General features: G+C 70.9%; 20 protein-coding genes and 2 pseudogenes. 7 read left to right on the plus strand and 15 right to left on the minus strand.

Annotated elements, in window-relative coordinates; all coding sequences use genetic code 11:
• Positions 1-95: 95 nt before the first annotated feature.
• Positions 96-980: a GNAT family N-acetyltransferase gene (locus tag AC4IJH_RS14670; protein ID WP_490852105.1), complete on the minus strand. Its 885-nt coding sequence runs from the start codon at positions 978-980 to the stop codon at positions 96-98.
• Between the two features lie 293 nt (positions 981-1,273).
• Positions 1,274-1,768: a 2'-5' RNA ligase family protein gene (locus tag AC4IJH_RS14675; protein WP_490852106.1), complete on the minus strand. Its 495-nt coding sequence runs from the start codon at positions 1,766-1,768 to the stop codon at positions 1,274-1,276.
• A gap of 109 nt (positions 1,769-1,877) precedes the next feature.
• On the opposite strand from AC4IJH_RS14675, the gene AC4IJH_RS14680 reads away from it, so the two are divergent.
• The gene (locus AC4IJH_RS14680; RefSeq protein WP_490852107.1) at positions 1,878-2,330 is read left to right on the plus strand and encodes a hypothetical protein; all 453 of its coding nucleotides are present in this window, start codon (positions 1,878-1,880) and stop codon (positions 2,328-2,330) included.
• A gap of 482 nt (positions 2,331-2,812) precedes the next feature.
• Here AC4IJH_RS14680 and AC4IJH_RS14685 read toward each other — a convergent pair whose 3' ends face one another.
• Positions 2,813-3,460 (minus strand): peroxiredoxin-like family protein, encoded by a 648-nt coding sequence (locus AC4IJH_RS14685; protein ID WP_490852108.1) that lies wholly within the window; start codon positions 3,458-3,460, stop codon positions 2,813-2,815.
• 129 nt (positions 3,461-3,589) lie between these two features.
• On the opposite strand from AC4IJH_RS14685, the gene AC4IJH_RS14690 reads away from it, so the two are divergent.
• A complete protein-coding gene (locus AC4IJH_RS14690) occupies positions 3,590-4,195 on the plus strand; it encodes a TetR/AcrR family transcriptional regulator (RefSeq protein ID WP_490852109.1) in 606 nt (201 codons plus the stop codon).
• Between the two features lie 241 nt (positions 4,196-4,436).
• Positions 4,437-4,809: pseudogene (locus tag AC4IJH_RS14695) on the plus strand (hypothetical protein).
• Between the two features lie 763 nt (positions 4,810-5,572).
• On the opposite strand, the gene AC4IJH_RS14700 reads toward AC4IJH_RS14695, so the two are convergent.
• From AC4IJH_RS14700 to AC4IJH_RS14720, 5 genes are all read right to left on the minus strand, one after another.
• Positions 5,573-6,082: a hypothetical protein gene (locus tag AC4IJH_RS14700; protein WP_490852110.1), complete on the minus strand. Its 510-nt coding sequence runs from the start codon at positions 6,080-6,082 to the stop codon at positions 5,573-5,575.
• Between the two features lie 403 nt (positions 6,083-6,485).
• Complete coding sequence (locus AC4IJH_RS14705) at positions 6,486-7,127, minus strand: histidine phosphatase family protein (protein ID WP_490852111.1); 642 nt, start codon at positions 7,125-7,127, stop codon at positions 6,486-6,488.
• Positions 7,128-7,614: 487 nt separating this feature from the next.
• Positions 7,615-7,938, minus strand: a complete 324-nt coding sequence (locus tag AC4IJH_RS14710; RefSeq protein ID WP_490852112.1) for a hypothetical protein — start codon at positions 7,936-7,938, stop codon at positions 7,615-7,617.
• Positions 7,938-8,282 (minus strand): hypothetical protein, encoded by a 345-nt coding sequence (locus AC4IJH_RS14715; protein WP_490852113.1) that lies wholly within the window; start codon positions 8,280-8,282, stop codon positions 7,938-7,940. The genes AC4IJH_RS14710 and AC4IJH_RS14715 overlap by 1 nt, the downstream gene beginning before the upstream one ends.
• 255 nt (positions 8,283-8,537) lie before the next feature.
• Positions 8,538-9,287 carry a hypothetical protein gene (locus AC4IJH_RS14720; RefSeq protein WP_490852114.1) on the minus strand — a complete coding sequence of 250 codons (750 nt, stop codon included), beginning with the start codon at positions 9,285-9,287 and terminating at the stop codon, positions 8,538-8,540.
• A 217-nt stretch (positions 9,288-9,504) separates the two neighbouring features.
• Between AC4IJH_RS14720 and AC4IJH_RS14725 the strand changes: the two genes are divergently transcribed.
• Complete coding sequence (locus AC4IJH_RS14725; protein ID WP_490852115.1) at positions 9,505-9,879, plus strand: hypothetical protein; 375 nt, start codon at positions 9,505-9,507, stop codon at positions 9,877-9,879.
• A 475-nt stretch (positions 9,880-10,354) separates the two neighbouring features.
• Here the strand turns inward: AC4IJH_RS14725 and AC4IJH_RS14730 are convergent.
• Positions 10,355-10,752: pseudogene (locus AC4IJH_RS14730) on the minus strand (nitroreductase/quinone reductase family protein).
• A gap of 220 nt (positions 10,753-10,972) precedes the next feature.
• Positions 10,973-11,716 carry a Clp protease N-terminal domain-containing protein gene (locus AC4IJH_RS14735; RefSeq protein WP_490852116.1) on the minus strand — a complete coding sequence of 248 codons (744 nt, stop codon included), beginning with the start codon at positions 11,714-11,716 and terminating at the stop codon, positions 10,973-10,975.
• Between the two features lie 665 nt (positions 11,717-12,381).
• Between AC4IJH_RS14735 and AC4IJH_RS14740 the strand changes: the two genes are divergently transcribed.
• Positions 12,382-12,642: a hypothetical protein gene (locus AC4IJH_RS14740; protein ID WP_490852117.1), complete on the plus strand. Its 261-nt coding sequence runs from the start codon at positions 12,382-12,384 to the stop codon at positions 12,640-12,642.
• Positions 12,643-13,274: 632 nt separating this feature from the next.
• On the opposite strand, the gene AC4IJH_RS14745 is transcribed toward AC4IJH_RS14740, so the two are convergent.
• The gene (locus AC4IJH_RS14745) at positions 13,275-13,403 is read right to left on the minus strand and encodes a hypothetical protein (RefSeq protein WP_490852118.1); all 129 of its coding nucleotides are present in this window, start codon (positions 13,401-13,403) and stop codon (positions 13,275-13,277) included.
• Positions 13,404-14,041: 638 nt separating this feature from the next.
• On the opposite strand from AC4IJH_RS14745, the gene AC4IJH_RS14750 reads away from it, so the two are divergent.
• Positions 14,042-14,602, plus strand: a complete 561-nt coding sequence (locus AC4IJH_RS14750) for a GNAT family N-acetyltransferase (RefSeq protein WP_490852119.1) — start codon at positions 14,042-14,044, stop codon at positions 14,600-14,602.
• A gap of 486 nt (positions 14,603-15,088) precedes the next feature.
• On the opposite strand, the gene AC4IJH_RS14755 is transcribed toward AC4IJH_RS14750, so the two are convergent.
• A complete protein-coding gene (locus tag AC4IJH_RS14755; protein WP_490852120.1) occupies positions 15,089-15,751 on the minus strand; it encodes an anti-sigma factor antagonist in 663 nt (220 codons plus the stop codon).
• Positions 15,752-15,953: 202 nt separating this feature from the next.
• Here AC4IJH_RS14755 and AC4IJH_RS14760 point away from each other — a divergent pair, with 202 nt between their 5' ends.
• Entirely contained in the window at positions 15,954-16,316 is a 363-nt protein-coding gene (locus AC4IJH_RS14760) for a helix-turn-helix transcriptional regulator (protein WP_490852121.1), read from the plus strand.
• Between the two features lie 227 nt (positions 16,317-16,543).
• Here the strand turns inward: AC4IJH_RS14760 and AC4IJH_RS14765 are convergent, their stop codons facing one another.
• The 3 genes from AC4IJH_RS14765 to AC4IJH_RS14775 form a co-directional block, all read right to left on the minus strand.
• Positions 16,544-17,719, minus strand: a complete 1,176-nt coding sequence (locus AC4IJH_RS14765; RefSeq protein WP_490852122.1) for an NAD-dependent formate dehydrogenase — start codon at positions 17,717-17,719, stop codon at positions 16,544-16,546.
• A 109-nt stretch (positions 17,720-17,828) separates the two neighbouring features.
• Positions 17,829-18,752 (minus strand): LysR family transcriptional regulator, encoded by a 924-nt coding sequence (locus AC4IJH_RS14770; RefSeq protein WP_490852123.1) that lies wholly within the window; start codon positions 18,750-18,752, stop codon positions 17,829-17,831.
• 274 nt (positions 18,753-19,026) lie between these two features.
• Entirely contained in the window at positions 19,027-20,337 is a 1,311-nt protein-coding gene (locus tag AC4IJH_RS14775) for a cytochrome P450 (RefSeq protein WP_490852124.1), read from the minus strand.
• Between the last annotated feature and the right edge of the window lie 58 nt (positions 20,338-20,395).

Below are 20,395 nucleotides of genomic sequence, written 5' to 3' on the forward strand. Positions count from 1 at the left end.
CTCCCCGTACCGCGGTGTGTTGCCCCGCCCCGGCTGTGCCGGTCGTGCCGCCGCAGCTCTCTCGTGGCGCTCGTGCCGGGGATGCAGGGCGGTGTTCAGTTCGCGGAGCTGAGGGTGAAGGTGTGGGTGCGGGCGTAGGGGGTGAACCCCAGGGACTCGTAGAGGCGTTTGGGGGCGGGGTAGGCGGCGTCGCCGCGGGCGGCGACGGTGGCGCGATGGCCGCCGGCGTGGGCGAAGGCGTGCAGGACCGCGGTGCACACGGCGCGGGCCAGACCCAGGCGGCGGTGGTCGGGGTGGGTGCCGACGGGTTCGAACGTGCCGGTCTGGGTGGCCGGGTCGTACCAGCCCTGGCAGTAGGCGACGGCCTCGTCGGCGGGTGAGGTCACGATGAGGTCGAACTCGGGACGGTACGGCCAGGTGTCTCTCATGCGGGCGTGGCGGTCGGTGGTGATACGGGTGGAGCCGAAGGCGGCGCGGTGTGCGGCCGCGCGGCCGGCCACGTCGGCGGCGCTCTGCTGAGCCCGGATCGTGTAGCCGTCGGAAAGGTGGGGAATGTCGGGCAGAGCGTCGAGGGGGCGGTCGAGGCAGGTCATGAACGGACCGCCGTCAGCAGGGGTGTATCCCCGCTGCCGCAGCGCTTTGACCAGGTGGGGTTCGGTGTCGGCCACGTCGATCGTGAGCGGGCCGGATGCGGTGTGCTCGGCCCAGTCGAGGACCTCGTGGGCCAGGTCGGGGTGGTCCGGGTCGACCTGGAGCATGAGCGTGCCGGGCAGGTCCAACCAACCCCAGGCCAGCGTCCGTTCGCCTTGGGTCCAGACGGCCGTCGGGCAGTCGTCGGCACGATCCAGGGCCAGGCACCAGTTCCAGGTGAGGTCGCCTATGTGCCGGTAGCCGGTGGCCGGGTAGGTGCGAGTGGCCAGGTCCTGCATGGCACGCAGCCCGATGGGGCCGGGGTGGTGATGGCGTTGCATGAGCGTCATGGTGTCGAACGGTTGTCGGCTGGGCAACGGGGTATTGCGCGCGGCGGGGGGTGTGGGCTGCCGTGCCGAGTGGGGGTGGTGGAGTGGACGGAGCGGTCCACTAGCTGGGGGGCGAGTGCGGCGGCTGTTGAGGGCGGGCGGGCCGCCTGGTGCTGGGATGACGGTCTGGCCGGACTGAACGTTGGGCTGCCTGACGGGGCCAGGTAGTCCGCCCGCGGACAGGTTCGTTGGGTCCCTCGGCTGGGGTGGGGACATGGGTAAGTCGCGGAGTTGGTCAGCCGTTCCCCTCTGCGCTATGCGAACGGGAAGCACCGGAGGACGGTGAAGGAGTCGTTGCCGGTCTCGGTGAACAGAAGCTCCCGTACCCAGAAGGTTCCTTGGGCGCGGTGTCCCGCCAGCGCGGCAGCGCACTGCGGGCCGTTCCCGCAGGTGCGGGGATGTGCGACGGTGACGTGGGCGGGGAAACCCAAGGATGTCATGGGCGGGGACAGCAGTTTGCGGCGCAGTTGCGCCCATCCTCCGTGCGTGTCGTGCACCGCGACGAACACCCCGCCGTGGCCCGCGTCCTGGGCGAAGACCTCGCCCAGGACCAGCGGGAAGGGTGCTGTCGTGGCGCAGCAGCGTTCGGCCCGCCGCACAAGGAGCGCTTCATCGGCCGTCTCCTCGGGATAGGCGACGGTCACGTGCGCCGGAACGGTGCGGGCCGTCACGGGGTCCCAGGCGTACCGCCACCGTTCGATCCGCTCGGCCTGCGGCCCGGTCAGGACCACGCACAGATGCCGCCTCATGGCCGCAGCGTAGGGGGGTGGCTCTTCTGTAGGGAGCGTCTCTGTAGGGAGCGTCGCAGAAGCGGCGATACGGCCGCCGTCGCGAGATGGCACCGGGAAGGAGTCCCGATTGATCACGGATCCGACGATCATCCGGATTGGCCAGGTCGTACAGCTCGGCCACAGCGGCGAGCGGGGGGCCGCTCGCCGTCAGTTCGCGGAGATGTGGGACGAGATCGGCGGCGAGCAAGGGGACGCCCTACAGCGTTGCACGCTGGCGCACGCGATGGCCGATGTGCAGGACGACGCGGTGGAGGAACTGCTCTGGGACCGGCGAGCGCTGGCGGCCGCCGACCTGATCACCGATGCGCGGGCCGCGCAGGCCGGGATGTCGCTTCCGGTGGCCGGGCTGTACCCCTCGCTACACCTGAATCTGAGCGAGTGCTATCGCAAGCTGGGCGATCTCGACCGTGCTCGTGAGCACCTTCAGCACGCACGGGAAACGATCGGCGCGCTGGGCAACGACGAGTACGGGCAACTGATCAGGAATGGCCTGGAGCAGGCGACTGAACGGCAGCACTGACCTGGCATCGGCGACCGCAGAAACAACCCCCGGCAGCGACAACCCACCACGACGATCTCACTCGGGGAGAGCTGCACCCCCGCGCAGTGGTGCCCTGCTGGACGCGCTTGGGGACTCCGGCGCGGTCCCCGGGTTCGCCGTCGGGCTCTGGGGCGAGCGCCATCGGGCTTCTGGGACGAGCGCCGTTGTCTCGCCGGGCCGGTGTGCTGGAGCCGCGTGAGGGATGCGCTGGGGCGCGGTCAGGTCCGCCGCTGGAAGGCCAGTCCGTTGCAGGCAAAGGCCCGCAGGCCCGGATCGCTGTCGTCCGGGCCTGCTCCCGTCGTACGGATGAGCTTGGCCCTGGCCGGGAGCGGCGGTGAAGCTGCGGCCGGGGCCCGGCTGCCGCTGCGTCGCGTGCGGGACCGTTGTGCGTACGGCTTGGCAGCGCAAGGGGCGGGTGCGGACGGGGAGTTGAGGGGGCGCGAGGGGTGGGCAGGTCGAGGTCAGTCCAGGGTGTCGAGTGCGGCCAGGATGTCGGCCGGTTCGGCACGGACGGTGTAGTCGGTTTCGATGAAGGCCCAGCGGATGGTGCCGGCGCGGTCGATGACGTAGGTGGCGGGCAGCGGGAGGGTGCGGGCGTGTCCGGCGTTGACATGTTCGAGGTCGAAGCCCAGGCGGTCGTAGAGGGCGCCGAGTTCGTCGGAGAGGTCGAAGGCGATGCCGTACTCGTGAGCGGTGCGGGAGCCGAGGTCGCTGAGGACGTCGAAGGCGAGCTGTTCCTTCTCGGTCAGGGTGAGGGATTCGTCGGGGATCTGGGGTGAGACGGCGACCAGGCGGGCGCCGCGGGCGGTGATGGCGTCGTGGTGCTGCTGGAGGGCGCGCAGGGCGAGGTTGCAGTACGGGCACCAGGCGCCGCGGTAGAAGGTCAGGACCACGGGCCCCTCGGCGAGCAGGTCCTGAAGGGTGATCTGCTTCCCGTCGGCGGCGGGGAGGGTGAAGTGCGGGGCCTGCGCGCCGACGCCGGGGGCGTGGTGTGCCAGGCCGGAGGCGGCGAGGTCGCGGGCGCCGCGGTCCATGATGTCGAGGATGTCCGGGGGGAGTTTGCGGTGCCCGTTGTCGTAGAGGTCGCGCAGTTCGTCCTTGAGGCTCACGGCCGCTGTCCTTTCCCTGTGTTGGGAACGCCAGATCTTGGAACGCTTGTTTCAAGATGACAGGTGAACGGCCCACGGGGCAAGGGCTATCTTGAAATCGTCATTCCAAGAAACCGGGGGTGGTGCACCGTGCCCGACATCAAGCATTTCGACCCGGATACGGCGCTGGAACGCATCGAGCGGCTGTTCTGGCAGCACGGCGCGGACCAGACATCGATCCAGGCCGTCGCCACCACGACAGGCCTCAACCGCTCCAGCCTGTACGCCACCTTCGGCGGCAAACACGACCTCTACCTCGCAGCGCTGCGCCGCTACCTTCGCCTGCGCGCCCAGCCCGCCTTCCGCCAACTCGCCGCGGACGAGCGGGGCCTGCCCGCCGTCCACGACTTCTTCACCGGGCTGATCACCCTGCGCTGCTCGGGCGAGTACGCGGGCCTGGGCTGCATGGTCGTCAACGCCCACAGCGGCTCCGAACACACCGCCCCCGCGGTCCGCGCCCTGCTGGACGAGCACCACCAGCAGCTGCGCGACGCACTGTGCGCGGCACTGGAAACCGCCCGCGCCCGCGGACAGCTGTCCGCACACGTCTCGACCGAGGCCGCCGCCGAGGCACTGGTGCTGCTCGCCTACGGCGTCAACCTGCGCTCGCGCGCAGGCGCCGAGGCCGGTGTACTGCTGCGCACCGTGACCGCGGCCCTCGCGCCGCTGAGGGCGGAGGGCCGGCGCTTGGGGTGAGCGGCCGCGGGTGCCGGCCTCCGCAGCCGGTGTCGGACCGTGCCGAGTCCGGTGGCGCGGGTATGCCGCACGTGTGTCTGCGTAACATGTGCGTGCGTACGGAGCGCCAGAAGCCGACTTGGGCCTGCGTACGGCTCGTACGTACGCAGGCATAGCGATTGGCTGCCGGGACAGCAGGAGCCTGTCGCGACATCTGTGGTGATCGCGCGTGGCGGCGAACGACAATCGGGGCACGGCCGCGATGTCGTCTCCCGCCCCGGTGCCGAACGCCGCCGGCGTCCTGCGCGCAGTACACCGACCAGTTGCCCGCCCAGCTGGCAAACCTGACCGGCCCCCGTCAACGGCACGGTCGACCTGCCCCTGCATGTGGTGTGGTCGGGGCTGCGTTCCTTCGATGTGAGCCGCCCCAAGACACTGATGAGCCTGAACCGCACGGTCCTGGCCGGGAAACCGCGCCAGGGCCTGGAGCAGCTCCTCGACTCCTCGACCGGAAGCTGCTGATCAGCCAGTGGCCCGTACTCCGCACCCTGATCAGCCGTGTGATCCGTGACGTGCGAGAGGCCCGCTTCCCCGAGCTCACCGCTGCCTGGACCGCGGAGGCTGCAGGAACCTGACCGGTCCGCCAGGACCATACAGTCAGCGCTCCCCCGGCCCCGGTGACTGCACTCAAGCCCTTCCCGGAAGTGCAGTTGGGCAAGTTGGGCACCGCCACGCTGCGTGCCCCCTCCTTCAGGCCGCAGGGGTGTCGTGGCTGATGCGCAGGTCCTCGCGCATGCGGGCCCGGAGCACGGCCAGGGCGTCGTCATAGCTGCGTCGTCCCTCCAGGTAGACCGGCTCGGTGGCCATGACGCCCTCCATCACCCGGTCCCGGTGGCGGGAACGTCTGCCCGAGGGGAATTGCGTGATCGTCCACACGGGCGGGTTTCCGGGGCCGCCAGCAGGGCGGCTGCGGTAACGGGGCGCCGGCCGTGGGGCAGTGGCGATTCCCGCCCGGGAGCTATCCGGCGCAATGCGGAGTGGCCCGGAGCGGGGAAAGTCATGCTGCGGATCCTGTATGATCGTCTACGTAACTCCGGTGCACGACACGGGAGTCACGCGTCTGTGGTCCAAGGCAAGACGCCCGCCAGCCGGTGGGAAATGCAGGTGCAAGGCCTGCCGGGCGCTCCGCATGGCAAAAGGCCCTGTACTCGGTTCGAGTACGGGGCCTTTGCTGTGGAGTTCGGCAGGGGCCGGGGGCGGGCGCGTTGCGCGGCGTCTGCCGGGGCGGTGATGGTGAACAGGGCAGCGGCCGTTACGCGCGCGGATGCCCGTCGTAGGGGACGGCGTTGCATGAGGCCGGGGCGCTGGCGCGCAGGGCGGGGCGGCCCTGTCGGTGCGTCAGGGGGCGGGTTCGGCCTCCAGGTAGCGGCGGCGCCGCGGGCCGGTCACTTCGAGTGTCTGCCAGCCCATTGTGCGCAGAGCTGCGGCGCAGCGTTTGAGCGCCGGGTGCTCGTCGTACTGGGCGCCGCTGCCGGGTGGGCCGAGCCAGTGGATGTGCGCGGTGTGCGGCTGCTGGCCGGGGGTGACGCAGTAGCCGGTGGTGGTTCGTGATCCGTCCGGGGTGATCTGGGAAGGCGGGATGCCGGCTGCTTCCAGGATCAGGGCGATGGTACGGACGGGCTGGGCCCGTTCCCACGGTGTGGGGCGGGCCGTCGCGTCGGCCGCGCCTAAGTAGGTGAGGCGGCGGGCCTCGCGCAGGCCGGAGAGGGCCGTCGCGAGCTGGGCGGCCCGTTCTTGCGGCGGCAGGGCGGGCAGCGGGACGGCTCCCGTGGCGGGCTGGAAGATGCCGGTACGGGGACCCGGCTGCGGCTGGGCGGAGGGCGATGGCGGGTCGTGGTCGGCGGGCATGGTCCTCCTTGCCGCCGGGTGGAGCGGGGCTTGCTGGGTGCTTCCACTGTGCCAGCCGTCGCGCCGGGCCCGGGCGTCTTCGTCGTCTCCCGCCCGGGGAGGCGGGTTCGGGCCTGGGCATCGCCCGGCTCAGCTGCCTGCCCCGGGAGCGGCGGGCCCGGCGCGTACAGGACACCGCTGTCGGACGAGGAAGACGCCCCGCCACCCTCGTTCCTCGGCGCTCCCCTCCCCCGCAACTTCCCAGCGCAGGCGGCGGTCCGAGATGGCTTCGTGCACTCCCAGCAGCAGCGTTGGGCGATCTGGCGGGTGGAGGCGCCGGGAAGGCGTACGAGAAGTGATGCCGGTTCGGGGGGCGGCTTGTCGCCGGCGGGGCGGTGGGCCGTTGTAGCGGGGAGGCTGGGGGTCAGCCGGCTGGGGCGGGGTCGAGGTGAGCGGTGTCGCCGAGGCTGACGAGCCGGCGGCTGCGGTAGTAGTCGTCCTCGTGCAGCGTGGTGATGCTGCCGGAGCGCGCCTGGAAGATGACGTAGTCGAGTGAGTCGATCGGCATTTTGATCCAGGACGCGACGACGAAGGTCAGGGCGAAGCCATGCGTCACGATGATCTGGTGCTCGCACGGGCGCTGTAGGATCTCGTCCATGGCCGCGTAAATGCGCTGTGCCAGTGCCGTGTTGGTCTCGGCGCCGGGCACGCCTTCATCGTGCCCGCTGCGGTCCCCGGTGGCCGGCGGCGGGATGAAACGCTGGTCCAGCCACTGCTGCGGCTTGCCCTCCGCCTGCCCGAAGGACTTCTCACGGAGTCTGCGGTCCAGGACGGGCTGCACGCCGAACGCCTCGGCCACTGCTTGGGCCGTCTGCCGGGTGCGCTGCAGGTCGGAGGAGAACAGTTCCACCGAGGCGCCCTGCGGGACGCGGGCTCGCAGGGCGTGGGCGATGGAGACGGCGGCGCGCAGGCCGGCGGGGGTGAGCTGCGAGTCGTACCATCCGCCGACGACTCCCTCGATGTGGTGCGTCGCCTGCGGGTGTGTGACGACGTAAACGGTGCGCATGGGGTATGTGCCTTTCGTGTAGGTCGCGTCCTGGCCTCGTACCATCTTCGCCCCGGGCGCCGTCGGTCCGGCGGGCACCGAAGCGGGCGAGGGTGAGGATAAGGATGAGGGTGACAGCGTCGGGCCATCGAGCTGTCCCCGATACGCCGCCCCCGTCGTGGTCCTCTGGGACCTACAGAAGCAGGAGTTGAGCTGTCCACCCCTCCTTGCCTCGCCGGCTCGGCTTCGCCTCTCACGTTCTTGTGCCCGGTCGCCCGGGTGTCCTGTCCGGGGTCGCTGGTGGGAAAGCGCGCGGATCCGGCGTGGCGGAGCGCCCGCCGGTGCTCGCTCTGTGGTGCTTGCCTTCAACCGGGAGCCAGTTGGGGTTCCGGTTCGGTTCAGCGGCGTGCCGCGCCGGAACGTGGCATGAGGTCCGGGCAAGGGTCGCGGCGGTGCGGGACGCTCGCAGTGCCCGGGGTACGCGGCGCACGGAATGCGGTGAGCAGGCTCAGCGAGGGCGTTGCCGCTGCCGGTCCCTGATCTGCCGACGGGCAGTCGACCAGACCTCCTCGAACGAATCGGCCGACAGCCACTGCGGATCGTGCCCCTCCCACTCGGAAATGGGCACTTCCGCGGTCAACCCGTAGACCTCCTCGTACTCGGCCAGTCGGCCGATGTGCTGGGCCTCCTGCCATTCGGCCAGCGAGGCGGCGGCCAGGACCGTACTGCCGGGCTCTCGCAACTCGACCTGCCGTATCACCTGTCCCTCGGCGTCCAGCTCGAAGTAGAACCAAATGTCCTCCTCGTCCCACCAGCAGCGAGCCCAGCGCATCACGGGGTCACCTCGTCGAAGGGCTCGTCGTGCCAGCGCCAGCCGGCGGTGCCGTCGCCGTGGAGGTGCAGCATGAACTCGGCGACCGGGCTGCCGTCGGGGAACGTCAGGGTCAGGGCACTGCGGATCCGGGCGTAGCAGGCATCGGCTCGCTCCCAGTCCTCTGCGTCGAGGGCCTGCTCCTGCGCGGCGAAGACCGGGCGGAACGCTGCGAAGCCGGGCAGGGTCTCAACGTCGGCGTGAATCCAGGGCATGCCGGCGCCGGTCACGGTCAGCCACGCGATTTCTTGGTCGCCGTGGTGGAGCCGCCAGATGCTGCCGGCGGTCAGGTGCGGGGTGGACATGGCTCCATGATGGCCATCGCCACTGACAAGCGCCGCAAGGGGCGTGGTGCGTTCCCGGCGGTGCGGGGAGGAGCGGAGCGGACGTCACGTACCGACCGACTTGTTCAGGACCGCCCCTTCCCGCCGTGGCGAAAGCTAGCGGCCGTCTGACCGGCTGGGGTGTGCAGCTCCGTTCGCTTCACACCGCCAAAGCCCGGTCCGCTGGTTTCCTCGGTTTCCTCCTAACCGTTGGGCGGGAGGAAACCAGTGGTGGCGTCAGGAACTGGTGGTGTTCTCCATGACCGTCTTCTCAGCGCATTGGAGAAGTTCGCCGAGGCTGATTGGACGGCTGGTTCCGCCGTAGTTCTGCAGTTGGAGTCCGCCGTCCCATCGGGCCTGCCAGACGTCCTTGTGGCGGTTTTCCCATTCGACAAAGCTTCCGGGCGCGTCCTGCAGGAGTTTCAGTTCCTGCAGGAGGACCGGCAGAGTAGCAAACCCGCGGTCCGGTCCTGTGCTGCGGCTCTTCGTCCTGGTGTTGTCGTAGCGCATTTTGAGGAAAGGCACGGGGGTGCGGTCGAGTTTGGTGGGCCGCAGCATCGTTCGGAGTCTTTCCTGAGCCTCTTCTTGCGTTTCGGTTCCTGAGAACTCGCAGCGGTAGCCGGGAATGACGGCATAGGACGCGGCATGGAGGTCCGGGAATCCCTTGGCCAGGTATCCATGCACGCCGGGAGGAGCGACCGCGACGGTGTCGAAAGGCTGCCCGGGGTGGGTGAACCCTTCGATGGGCACCAGACTGCGCCCAGGGGCGGTTGCCTCGGCGGTGTGCTGGCGTGCGAACTCAAGTAGTGCGCGTACCAGGTCCGGGTCGCAGTGGTCCATCACGTTCACCTGGAACAGGTGCTCGCCGTCTTCGGTCAGTGCTGCGAAGAAATTGAACCGGGGGTTTGGTGACCAGTGCCACGCATGAGCAAGGCCGTCGAGCGGCGCGGCACCGGGGAGACTGGAAATGCGGTCAGTCAGATCCATGTTGGCCTCCCTCCCCTGTTATTGCTATGCACTGATTGCAGGAATGCGTAGGGCCGGTGTCCTGCTGGTACGGCGCATGTCGTTGTTCGTTCCTGGTTGCGCGGTCCGCATCGTAGTCGGTGCCGTCGGCCTGCCGGTTCCGGACGAGCCGGACTGCGCCTGAGCGGCAGGAAGCCGGCGTCCGTCGCCCGGATCCGGGCGTGAGAGGGTCATCTGCATGATCGATTCCTGGGCCTTCGGTGACGGTACGGAGGCGATGTCGCCGGATGCGGTGCTGGAGCAGCTGGGCGAAAGAATCGCCGCAGGGCAGTTGGAGGCGTGGCTGACCAGTTCGTCGGGGCGGCGGCTGGCCGTGGTGACCAACAGCGAGCGGGCGATGGTGATGTTGCCGGAGGGGGACGACGACGCCGGCGGGCACGCCGTGGATCCGGGGGCCGACGGCTGGAGCGACGGCTTCGTCCTGGCCAACGGGCAGCATGACGCGTACCCGGATGCGGACACCGTGCCCGTGCAGGAGGCGTTCAGGATCGTCGGGCACATCGTCGCCGTGGGCGCCCCGCCCTGCGATGCGGGCTGGGTGGTCGACCGCTGAGCCGGGCGGTGCCGTCGCCGGGCCCGGGTGAGGGCAACCGCGAGGTGGCGGGCAGAGCGGCGGTCGGGGGCGGCTGTTTGCTGCTGTCGGCCCGTCGGCTCCGCCTGGGACGGTGTCAGTGCGTCTGCTGGGGTGGGTGTTTGCCATGGGTGCGCCGCGCCGGGCTGCGCTGTGCGTCGGTGGCGCAAAGTTGGTGTGGTGGGTGGGTGGCCGGTCTGTGCCCGACGGGCCTGGGCCGGGCCCGGCGTACGGGGCAGCGGCGTCGCGCACCAACGTCCGGGCGGGCTGGCCCAGGGCCGGGCCCGGCGTACGGGGCAGCGGCCCGGTCCATGCTTGGGCGCCGCTGTGGGGCCGGCAGCGGCGCAGCGGCCGTCGTTTCCGTGGAGTGGAGGGCACATCGCTGTTGTCCGTGCGCAGTTCGCCGGGTACGGGACGGTCGCATCCGGCCGTCCGCGCGCGGCGGCGAGGCGGGCTATCAGGTGCGTTCCAGGACGACGACGGGGATGTCGCGGATGGTCTTGTGCTGGTAGTCGTCGTAGGCGGGCCAGGCGGCGGTCATGGTGCGCCGCATGGCGGGCTTTTCGGCGGGGGTGGCGGTGCGGGCACGGACGGTGAAGCGGTCGGCCTTGACCTGGACCTGGGTCTCGGGTGGGCCTGGAGGTTGAGGTACCGGGCGGGTGGGGTGTCGGAGCCGCCGTTGGAGACCACGAGCAGGAGGGCGCCGCCGTAGGATTGGTAGATGAGTGGGGTGCTGCGCTGCTGGCCGCTCTTGCGGCCGGTAGTGGTGATGATCAGGGCGGTGGCGCCCTGCCGGTCGTGGCCCTCGGCGCTGTCGGTTTCGCGGTAGCGCTGGACGTGTTCGGTGCCGAACAGTAGGAAGGCTCTTTTACGGGGTCGGGCGGCCGGTCGTACTGATGCTGTGGGCCATCCTCGCCCGCGAAGGGATCTGGCATTGCATGCGCGGGTGCTCTGTTGCGCTCATCGCGTTGCGTGCCCGGCGACGGCTGCGGGTGCCGCGATGTGGGGTGGGGCGGTGGGGGCTTTGCCCCACCGGCCCGGGGTGGCGTGCGGGTCCGGCTGTGGGGCAGGCGGGTCAGGGGTGGTCCGGGGCGGCGGCCAGGGCGGCCAGGGTCTGGGTGATGGCGGATTCGGTGGGGGCCTTGGTCAGGCCTGCGGCGGCGAGGGGGCCGGTGCCGTCCTCGAGGTCGAGGAGGGCCAGCAGGAGGTGTTCGGTGCCGACGTAGTGGTGGCCCAGGCGCAGGGCTTGGCGGAAGGCGAGTTCGAGGGCCTTGCGGGCCGGGGCGTCGTAGGGGATGAGGTCGGGGACGGGGCCGGCGGCGGCCGGGGGCAGGGCGGCGGTGGCCGCCTGGCGGACGCTGTCGAGGAGGACCTTTTGTGCGGTGATGGCCTGGGCGGCCATCGCCTCGGGGTCGGCCAGCAGCCCCAGGACCAGGTGGACGGGGCCGATCTCGTCGTTGCCGGCCGCCCGGGCCTCGTTCTGGGAGGCCATGACGGCGTTGCGGGCGCGTTCGGTGAAGCGGCTGAAGCCCTGGCCGGGATCGAGGTCGGAGGGTTCGCCGGACTTCTTGGCCACGAAGCGCTTCTGGGCGGCCTGCTTGGTGACGCCCATGCTCTTGCCGATGTCGGTCCACGAGGCGCCGGAGCGGCGGGCCTGGTCGACGAAGTGGCCGATGAGATGGTCGGCGACGTCCCCCAGGTGCTCGGCGGCCAGGACGGCGTCGGTGAGCTGCTGAAGGGCGTCGGCATGGCCCTTCTTGATGGCTTCGATGAGGTCGTCCAGGCGGACCGGGGTGGTCATGCGGAGAGGATTCGTCATACGTCAACCGTAGGTTGACGATTGAGGGGTCGTCAACCCTTGGTTGACGGGCGGGATGGGTGCGGCTTGCTGGGCGGGGGTGTGCGGGCGTCGGCCCTGCGGAGGGGGTGGGGGCGGGCACTATCGGCCGGGGCTGGAGGGCGTCAACGTGCTGGCAGGTGCTGGGAGTTGGCGGCGGGATGGACAGGGCTGCCGCGGAGGGCTTGGCGTTGTCTGGGGGTTGGCTGGTGGTCGGCAGGGGCGGAGGTGGGTGGCGGGGTCGGTGGGGGCAGTGGGGGCGAAGTTGTTCCGGGGGGGCGTGGCGGTGGCGGGTGGCCGATCGGGGCCACGGACCGCGGAACTGCGGGGCGTAGGGGCCGCAGGGTACGGGGGCCGCGGTGTGTTGGGAGCAGGGCGGTGGCTGCGGTGCGCGGTGGGCGGGGTCGCGGTGGTGCGGCCCCGTCGACAGTGCGGTGGGGCGTGGGCGTTTGCCGTACGGGGCGGGGCCGGGAGGGGGTGGTTCGCAGGGGGTTGCGGGGTCGGTGACGAGGTGTCAGGGAGGTGGCGGCAATCCCCAGTTCTGGGGATGGCTGGCCCGGTGGGGGGCTTCGATACTCGAGGGCAGGAATCCAGCGGGATTCCGTGCGGGTGAGGGAAGTCAAGGGGGATTTCGGATGCGTATGTGGATGCGGTTTCTTCGGGCTGTTGCGGTGGTGGCGCTGGCCGTTGCCGGGCTCGCGGTGACGGGGGCGGCCGGCGCCGCGGCCCAGGAGCGTACCGGCGTACAGGTAGCCGGGCCGGCGGGAGCGGCCGCGGTGTACGGGCCGTACGCCAGCTACGAAGTCTGCTGGGTCGCAGGCAACCAGGGGCAGCAGGCCGGGCAGTGGCAGTCCTTCTTCTGTGCGCAGAACGGCACGCCGCAGTGGTGGCTGTTCACCACGCCGTAGCCGTACGGGCCGGGGGCTGAGCCCGGCCGGATCGGCGCGCATCGTCTGGTGAATGCGAACGTACGGCGCCGGGGTGCCCTCACCGGCGTCTCCCCCGCTTAGGCGAGGCCGACAGCCTGAGGAAGGAGCCGCTGAGGCGGGTCCGTAGCCCTGGGGGGCCCGCCCTCCGCGGGCGGGGCGCGCGGCGTCTGGTGCGTGCGCTCGCGCGGCGGGGCCGACCGCATACGGGGCGTACCCGGCCGGGCCCGGCAGCGCAGCGATCGTGCGTGCGTGCTCCGGCCCTTGCGCGGCGGATGGTGCCGCGCGAGCACACCTCAGGGCGTTCCGTAGACGGGCCCCCGCGCGATTCCGGCGCGGGGGCTTGCGCATGCGTCTGGCGACAGCTCATCGCAGGCACCGGGGGCGTTGGATGTCACCGGTGCCCCGGCCCCTTCGGGCACACCGGGGCCGTGGGGTGTGCCAGGAGGCGTCGGGGGTGTCGGGGGTGTCGGGGGCCTGGTAGGGCACGGTTGTCCCGTTCCGTCGGCGCCCGGGGCAGACGTGACGTGGGAGTCGGGGCGGGTGGTGCGGTAACGGGCAGGTGGGGGACGGTGGTGGGGTCAGGAGTGGGCCAGTGGCTGGTGCCGGAGGGGTTAGGGGTTGTCGATGGCGTAGCGCCGATAGCCGTCCGGGCCACGGCGGGCGACGTCGGTGGCCGAGCCCTGGATATGCACCCGGTCGCCGTCGGGGCCGGGGCCCTCCAGGAGGTGGTCGCCAATCAACAGGGCGACGTCACCCCGGATGTAGGTGTGTCACCGCGTGAGGTCGATGGGCACGCCCAGGGCCAGGAACTTCTTGTGCGCCACGCGCCGATCGTCCTCCGTCACCGCCGCGCCCGGGCGGGTGACGGAGGACGACTCCCGGTTCGAAGAGGCGGCCCACCGCGGCGAAGTCGCCGACGTTGAAGGCCCGGCCGAAGAGGTGGGGGATCTGCCCCGGGCGGGAGGCTGAATCGGTCCGGGGCAGAGCGGAGTTGCCATGGGTGACAGCAAACGTCCGGGCAGGACGGTCAAGCGGAACGCCGCGGTCCTCGTCAAGTCCCGGGGACGGATGGGGCGCGGGGTGTACGGAAGCCGAGGCCGTGGGGGCTGCTGGATGCAGGCCGCACCGGCCGGAGGTGGACGGTGGCCCGGAAGCTGTTCGGGCCGGTGCAGGGCAGCGGTGGGAGCGCTGGGCGGGGCGGACGCTGGAGCGCGGGCAGGGCACGGCCAGCGCGGGACCGTACGGGCAGCACGCACGGCCCGAGGCGGCAGTGGTCCAGGCCGGTGCAGAACTGGTAGCAGGGGCACCGTGCGGGGCGGCGGGTGGGGTCCGGGGAAATCGGCTGGACGGGAAGATCGTGCTCGCGTTGGGTGGGCGCATGACTGAACTGCGTACCGACCGTCTGCTGCTGCGCCGCTGGCAGGACTCCGATCTGGGGCCGTGGGCGGCGATGAATGCCGATCCCGAGGTCCGCCGACATCTGGGGGATGTGATGACGCGGGAGCAGAGCGATGCGTCGGTGGCGTGTTTCCAGGAGGAGTTCGAGCGGCGGGGGTATGGGTGGTGGGCCGTTGAAGTGCAGGAGAGCGGTGAGTTCATCGGCTTCGCCGGGCTGGACGCGGTGGAGGAGGGGCTGCCGTTCACCGGGGTGGAGATCGGCTGGCGGCTGGCCCGCAGCGCCTGGGGGCACGGCTATGCCACCGAAGCCGCGCGGGCCAGTGTGGAGTTCGGCTTCGGCACGCTGGGGCTGGACCAGATCCTTGCCATCACCACCGCCACCAACCTGCGCTCGCAGGCGGTGATGCGGCGGATCGGGATGACCCGGGATCCCGCCGATGATTTCGAGGACCCCAGCGCGCCCGAGGGGCCGCTGCGCCCGAACGTGCTCTACCGGCTGCGGGCCGGAGCGGTGCACGGGGAGCCGGGCGGGCGGGGCTGAGCTGACGCGCTCCGCGGCGTGGACGCCGGGGATTCCCGGCCACGGCCGCAGCCGACCCGGGCAGCCGCCCCAGGCGGTCTCCCCGGGCGGCTTCCTGTTGCGGCGGGATCGGCCCGGCCGGGCCCGGGCCCCCGGGCCTTGCGTTCCCTGCGCGGGCGTTGGCAGTCCTTTGCCCGTCCGGCGGCAGAGGCCGGGCCGTATCCGTATCCGTGCCCGTGTCCGTGCCCGGGCCGGCGTTTCCAGGGCTTCCGGAACGCGGCCCTGCGTACGGGCCCCTGCACCCGGCGCGAGGCCGGCGTACCAGCGGATGCGCAGCGCGACGCGGCGCAGCCTGACCCGGCGCAGCGCGACGCAGCGCATCACGCCAGGTACGGCGAGGTGCGCGTGACCACCTCCCCGAAGCGCGGTGCACTGCCCGAGATCACCGTTAGCCCTGCGGGCAGGGCAGGGCAGTTATAAGGCCAAGAGCAGTACCCCCTACGCCCCCTACCCCTTGCGCAGAGGTGACTTCAGCGGGCGGACCTCCGATTCTGCTCCCACCCGGGCCACCGCCGCCGCCAGTTGCTCTTGCAGAGCTGGGGGCAGCGGGTCGCCTTTGACCGTGCCGACCAGGTCGCGGGCGAGGTAGTGGAGTTTGGTGTTGCTGTTCTGTGAGGTCGCCACCAGTGCCCTCCAGGCTCCTTCGGCGCTCAGGGCGAATGACGCCATCAGGATGCCGCGGGCGAGGTCGATGACCGGGCGGGTCCTCATGGCCCGTCGTAGTTGGACGAGTTCGTCGCGCAGTTCCTGCGTGACGTCGTCGGTGGGCGCCTCGTCCGGGCCCGGGCAGGCGAACAGGGGGCGCATGCCGCTCAGCCTCAGCAGTCGCTCGACCGCGTCGCTGGTGGCGCTGAGGTCAACTGTCATCGAACGCTCCAGGGCCCAACTGCGCAGACTGAGCAGGATGTTGAGGGCGGAGCAGTCGCAGAAGTCGACACCGCCCAGGTCCAGGTCGATACCGCTGACCGCGCGGTCGAGGGCGTTCCGCAGGGCCTGCTGGAACTGCCGACTGGTACCAAGGTCGAGTTCCCCGGACACCGTCACGATCGCCCGGTCGCCGTCGGAGCGGACGTCAAGTGACAGCCGTTCGCGCGACTGCGCTGTCGGCATGGGGACACCCTGGTCCCGGCTCGCGGTGCCTACGGCACCCCAGGGCGCAACGTATGCAGGTTCCGGCATGACCGCCTCTCTCCGGCCGACGCTCCCCCGTTTCCTGACTCCAGGCTCACCCCAGATGAGAAACACGTCAACCAATACACGAAAGGCTGTGCATGTTTTTGTACACACGAACTCCCGGCCGTACCCTTGGGACATGGGAGGAGTGCCGGAGCCGCATACGGGATGGACGTTCCTGACGAACCATGCCCGTGTGCTGGCCACTATCGCCGATGACCACAACGCCCGCATCCGTGACATCGCCGCGCACTGCCGGCTCACCGAGCGCGCCGTCCAGAAGATCATCTCTGATCTGGAGCAGGACGGTTACCTCTCCCACATCCGGGCCGGGCGCAGCAACACCTACCGGATCGACCCCAGCAAGGTGCTGCGCCACCCGGCCGAAGCCGGGCTGACCGTGGCCTCCTTGCTGTCCCTGCTCATCCAGGACGAGGCCGCGCGCAGCCAACCCTCGGGAGCCACCGGCAGCCCGGCAGCGGAGTCCGAGCGGTCCCGGTGACGTCAACTCTCCGCAAGAGGCGGGAGATTTGGCGGGAAGTGGTGGCCATGATGATGTCGAGGGTCCTGACGGTGGTTGACGTCCGAGCGGCAAATCGAGGTGCGTCGGCAGCTCGCCGGGGGTGACCTGACACTCGACCTGACACTCCATCGCGGCGGCGCGCCACCGCAGCGGGTGGCCGCGCCGTCGACGCAGCGGTGCGGCCCCCGTCGTGACGTAGGTGCGTCTCAGCCGTCGGTGGCCGTGCGGGCCACCGCGTACGAGTGGGCGCCGGTTCCGGCCAGGGCGCCGCCGGAGACGATCAGGTACTCGTCGCGGATGGGGGTCCCGTTCAGCCAGGACTCGAGGATTTCGCGGGTGCCGGCGGCGTAGCGGGCCTGTGCGGAGAGGGTGGATCCGGAGATGTGCGGGGTCATCCCGTTGTGCGGCATGGTGCGCCAGGGGTGGTCGGCGGGGGCGGGCTGCGGGTACCAGACATCTCCCGCGTATCCGGCCAGTTGGCCGCTTTCCAGTGCGTGCCGGACGGCGTCCTGGTCGACGATCCTCGCGCGGGCGGTGTTGATGAGGTAGGCGCCGCGCTTCATGGTGGCGAGCAGGCCGGCGTCGAAGAGGTGCTCGGTCTCAGGGTGCAGCGGCGCGTTGATGGTGACGACGTCGCAGTGCGGGACCATGTCGGCGGCCGACTCGTGGAAGACCAGGCCGAGTTCGTCTTCCAGGGCAGCCGGGAGCCGGTGCCGGTCGGTGTAGTGCAGCCGTACGTCGAAGGGGGCCAGGCGGCGGAGTACGGCGAGGCCGATGCGCCCTGCGGCGACCGTGCCGACGTGCATGCCCTCCAGGTCGTAGGAGCGCGCCACGCAGTCGGCGATGTTCCAGCCGCCGGACACGGCCACCTGGTGGGCGGGGAGGTAGTTGCGGACCAGCGAGAGCGTCATCATCACGACGTGTTCGGCGACGCTGATGCTGTTGCTGTACGTGACTTCGGCGACGGTCACGCCGTGGGCGATGGCGGCGTCCAGGTCGACGTGGTCGGAGCCGATGCCCGCGGTGATGGCGAGCTTGAGGTTCTTGGCCGCGGCGATGCGGTCCGCGGTGAGGTACGCGGGCCAGAACGGCTGGGAGATCACGACGTCCGCGTCGGGCAGTTCGCGGTCGAAGACGGAGCCGTCGCGGTCCTTGTCGGAGGTGACCACCAGGGTGTGGCCGCGGCTCTCCAGGAAGGCGCGCAGGCCGAGTTCGCCGGAGACGCTGCCCAGCAGGTGTCCGGGGGTGACGTCGCTGCCCAGGGGCGTGGGCGCCGACTGGCCGTCGGGGTAGCGCTCGATGCGGGGCAGTTCGTCGCGGGCGTAGGTGGCCGGGTAGCCGTCGCCGGGGTCGTCGTAGAGCACGCACAGGACCTTGGCCATGGTGGGACTCCTCGCTCTGATGAGGCGGGATGCGCGGTATGTGCTCCACGCTGCGGGCCCGGCCCCCGAGGGGTCAAAGCGAACTCTTCTATACGGTGCGAGGCATCGGCTATGAGCCCAGGTGGCGGCGGAGCAGCGCGTCCAGGGCCTCACGTACCCCCGCCTCGCGCGCGACGGCCAACAGGGCCCGCACCATGGGTGATTCGGGTTGCCGTGCGGCGGCCACGAGGCCGACGCGCGGGCCGCGGGCAGGGCCGGTCAGTCGTACGGCGCGCTTGCCGGCGGGGATGCCGAACATGTGCAGCCAGGCGTGCGAGACGACGCTGGACCATGGGCCGGACGCCAGGTGGGCGTAGAGGCCTGCGACGGTGTCGGACTCGACGGCGGGCTGCGCCCTGGCGCCCTCGGCGGCGAAACTGTCGTCCAGGATGCGGCGGTTGCGCATGCGCGGCGAGAGCAGGCACAAGGGGAGCGCCGCGGCCTGTGCCCAGCCCACTTCGCCGTCCGTGGCGTGCGGCCCGTCGACCGGGGTGAGCAGCACGTAGCGCTCCTCGTACAGTGGAAGGCGGCGGACGTCCCGCAGGGTGTCGTCGTCCATGTACGTCAGCGCCGCGTCGATGTCCAGGTCGGCGAGGCGGCGGGTGATGTCGCGCGAGGACAGCGATTCCAGGTTCGCCTTCGCGGCCGGGTGGCGGGCGCAGAACGGGGTGGTGAGCAGTGAGGCGACGGTGAGCGCGGTGGGGATGGCGCCGAGGCGCAGGGTTCCGGTCAACTCGCCGCTCAGCGCGGCCAGTTCCTGACTCAGTGCGTCGCGCTCGGAGAGCATGCGGTGCGCCCAGGCGAGGACATGCTCGCCTTCGGGCGTCAGGCCCTGATAGCGGCTGCCCCGCCGGACGAGGGGGACGCCGAGCTCGGCCTCCAGCTTGCGTATCCCGGCGGACAGTGAGGGCTGGGACACGAAGCACGCGGCGGCGGCACGGGCGAAGTGCCGCTCGCGGGCGAGCGCGACCAGGTATTCCAGTTGTCGCAGCACTGCTCCCCCGAGGTGTTGGTGCCGGGTGGCGGCCGATGGGCCTCCGGTGCCCCGTGGGGCCACGGGTGCCACATCGGATTCCCGTCAGATACGGCAGGAAATACGCATGATAGGTGGCAGATACGAAGGGAATTCACCTGGCCGTGCGCGCGAAGCGGGCCCCGGGAGGGTGCCGGGGCCCGCTCCGTACTTGTGGGCGCGGTCAACTACAGCGAACGCGAACCGGGGGCGGGGAGCGCGGCGGAATCTCTGTCCGCGACGGCGCCACCGCGGTTCACCACAGAACGGGAACGCGCTCCGGAATGATGGCCATCCGGTTGGGGCACCACGCGATCTCCTGCGCCGGAACGGCCAGCCGCAGGCCGGGCAGGTGCTCCAGCAGGGTGGTGAAGGCGGTCTCGGACTGGCGGCGTACCAGGTGTGCGCCCGGGCAGTGGTGGCGCCCGTAGCCGAAGCGCAGATGGGGGTTGGGGGCGCGGGTCAGGTCGAAGGAGCCGGGTTCGCTGAAGGCGTCCGGGTCGTAGTTGACCGCGTCCAGGGAGAGCAGGATCAGGTCGCCCTCCTTGACGGCGACGTCACCCAGGGTGGCGTCCTCGGTGACGAAGCGCGGAATGGCGTTGCCCAGCACCACACTGCAGCGCAGCAGTTCCTCGACGCACCGGGACATCCGCTCCGGATGCGCATGGACCTCGTGCATCACGTCGGGGCGCATGAGGAGGTGGACGGCCGCGGTGCCCAGGAAGCTGGCGAAGTCCTCGTAGGAGGTGACGAAGAGCATGGCCGCGATGTTGGAGAACTGTCGCTCGTCCAGGCCCTGTTGGGGGTCGTTGAGGTCATTGAGGTCGGCGAGGCGGTCCAGCAGGCCACGGGGCTCGGCGGGACGTTCGGTGGTGTGCTTGTGCATGTAGAGGCGCAGCTCTTCCCAGTTGTGGGCGAGCTCCTCGTCGGTGGGCGTCTTCATGGTCAGGTCGAGGGCGGAGCGGTCGGCCAGCCAGCGGAAGTCCTCCATGGGCAGCCCGAGCAGCCGGAAGACGCACCGGGCGGCGACCCACTCGGCGAAGTGCCGCTCCAGGTCGCCCGGCTGTCCCTCCGCGACCATGGCGTCCAGGCCTTCGCGGGTGATCTGGGCGACCCAGTCGGCGGGGAGGTCGGGCTGGTTGCGGCTGAGCGCTTTGAGGAACTCGTCGCGCAGCCCGGCGCGCTGGAGGTGGTTCATGGCGTCCAGCAGCTCGGGGGCCAGGATCGGGGCGTCCTGAATGGGCCGGTTGGGGATTCCGAGGTCGGATCGGGCGTACTTGCGGTCCCGCAGCACGTGCTGGGCCAGTCGGTAGCTGGTGACCAGCCAGGCCTCCCCGCCCGAATTGGTGCTGACCCTGGCCACCGGGCAGCGGCTCTGCAGGTCGAGCAGCTCAGGGGCGAGCCGGTCGCCACGGTCGCTGAAGGGGTAGTGCGGCAGGGCCTGTTGGCCGCCCGAGGGCGTGGTAGGCGCGGCGGACTCGGGCGCTTCGGATGCCGCAGAGAAGGGGCAGGAGCCAGGAGCTGCGGCGGATTCGGAGGGCGCGGGGGACGGGGAGCCTGACGACACGGGGCCGGGCCTTTCTCGTACGGGAGGGGAAGCGTGCGATGGCGGCAGGAGGTGCCGG

Source organism: Streptomyces sp. UF-297 (assembly GCF_058245575.1).

What these genes read in the sequence shown, in the direction of transcription:
- AC4IJH_RS14670 (WP_490852105.1), bottom strand. Translation starts at nt 980, where the DNA reads ATGACGCTCATGCAACGCCATCACCACCCCGGCCCCATCGGGCTGCGT.
- AC4IJH_RS14675 (WP_490852106.1), bottom strand. Translation starts at nt 1,768, where the DNA reads ATGAGGCGGCATCTGTGCGTGGTCCTGACCGGGCCGCAGGCCGAGCGG.
- AC4IJH_RS14700 (WP_490852110.1), bottom strand. Translation starts at nt 6,082, where the DNA reads ATGCCCGCCGACCACGACCCGCCATCGCCCTCCGCCCAGCCGCAGCCG.
- AC4IJH_RS14705 (WP_490852111.1), bottom strand. Translation starts at nt 7,127, where the DNA reads ATGCGCACCGTTTACGTCGTCACACACCCGCAGGCGACGCACCACATC.
- AC4IJH_RS14710 (WP_490852112.1), bottom strand. Translation starts at nt 7,938, where the DNA reads ATGCGCTGGGCTCGCTGCTGGTGGGACGAGGAGGACATTTGGTTCTAC.
- AC4IJH_RS14715 (WP_490852113.1), bottom strand. Translation starts at nt 8,282, where the DNA reads ATGTCCACCCCGCACCTGACCGCCGGCAGCATCTGGCGGCTCCACCAC.
- AC4IJH_RS14720 (WP_490852114.1), bottom strand. Translation starts at nt 9,287, where the DNA reads ATGGATCTGACTGACCGCATTTCCAGTCTCCCCGGTGCCGCGCCGCTC.
- AC4IJH_RS14725 (WP_490852115.1), top strand. Translation starts at nt 9,505, where the DNA reads ATGATCGATTCCTGGGCCTTCGGTGACGGTACGGAGGCGATGTCGCCG.
- AC4IJH_RS14735 (WP_490852116.1), bottom strand. Translation starts at nt 11,716, where the DNA reads ATGACGAATCCTCTCCGCATGACCACCCCGGTCCGCCTGGACGACCTC.
- AC4IJH_RS14740 (WP_490852117.1), top strand. Translation starts at nt 12,382, where the DNA reads ATGCGGTTTCTTCGGGCTGTTGCGGTGGTGGCGCTGGCCGTTGCCGGG.
- AC4IJH_RS14750 (WP_490852119.1), top strand. Translation starts at nt 14,042, where the DNA reads ATGACTGAACTGCGTACCGACCGTCTGCTGCTGCGCCGCTGGCAGGAC.
- AC4IJH_RS14755 (WP_490852120.1), bottom strand. Translation starts at nt 15,751, where the DNA reads ATGCCGACAGCGCAGTCGCGCGAACGGCTGTCACTTGACGTCCGCTCC.
- AC4IJH_RS14760 (WP_490852121.1), top strand. Translation starts at nt 15,954, where the DNA reads ATGGGAGGAGTGCCGGAGCCGCATACGGGATGGACGTTCCTGACGAAC.
- AC4IJH_RS14765 (WP_490852122.1), bottom strand. Translation starts at nt 17,719, where the DNA reads ATGGCCAAGGTCCTGTGCGTGCTCTACGACGACCCCGGCGACGGCTAC.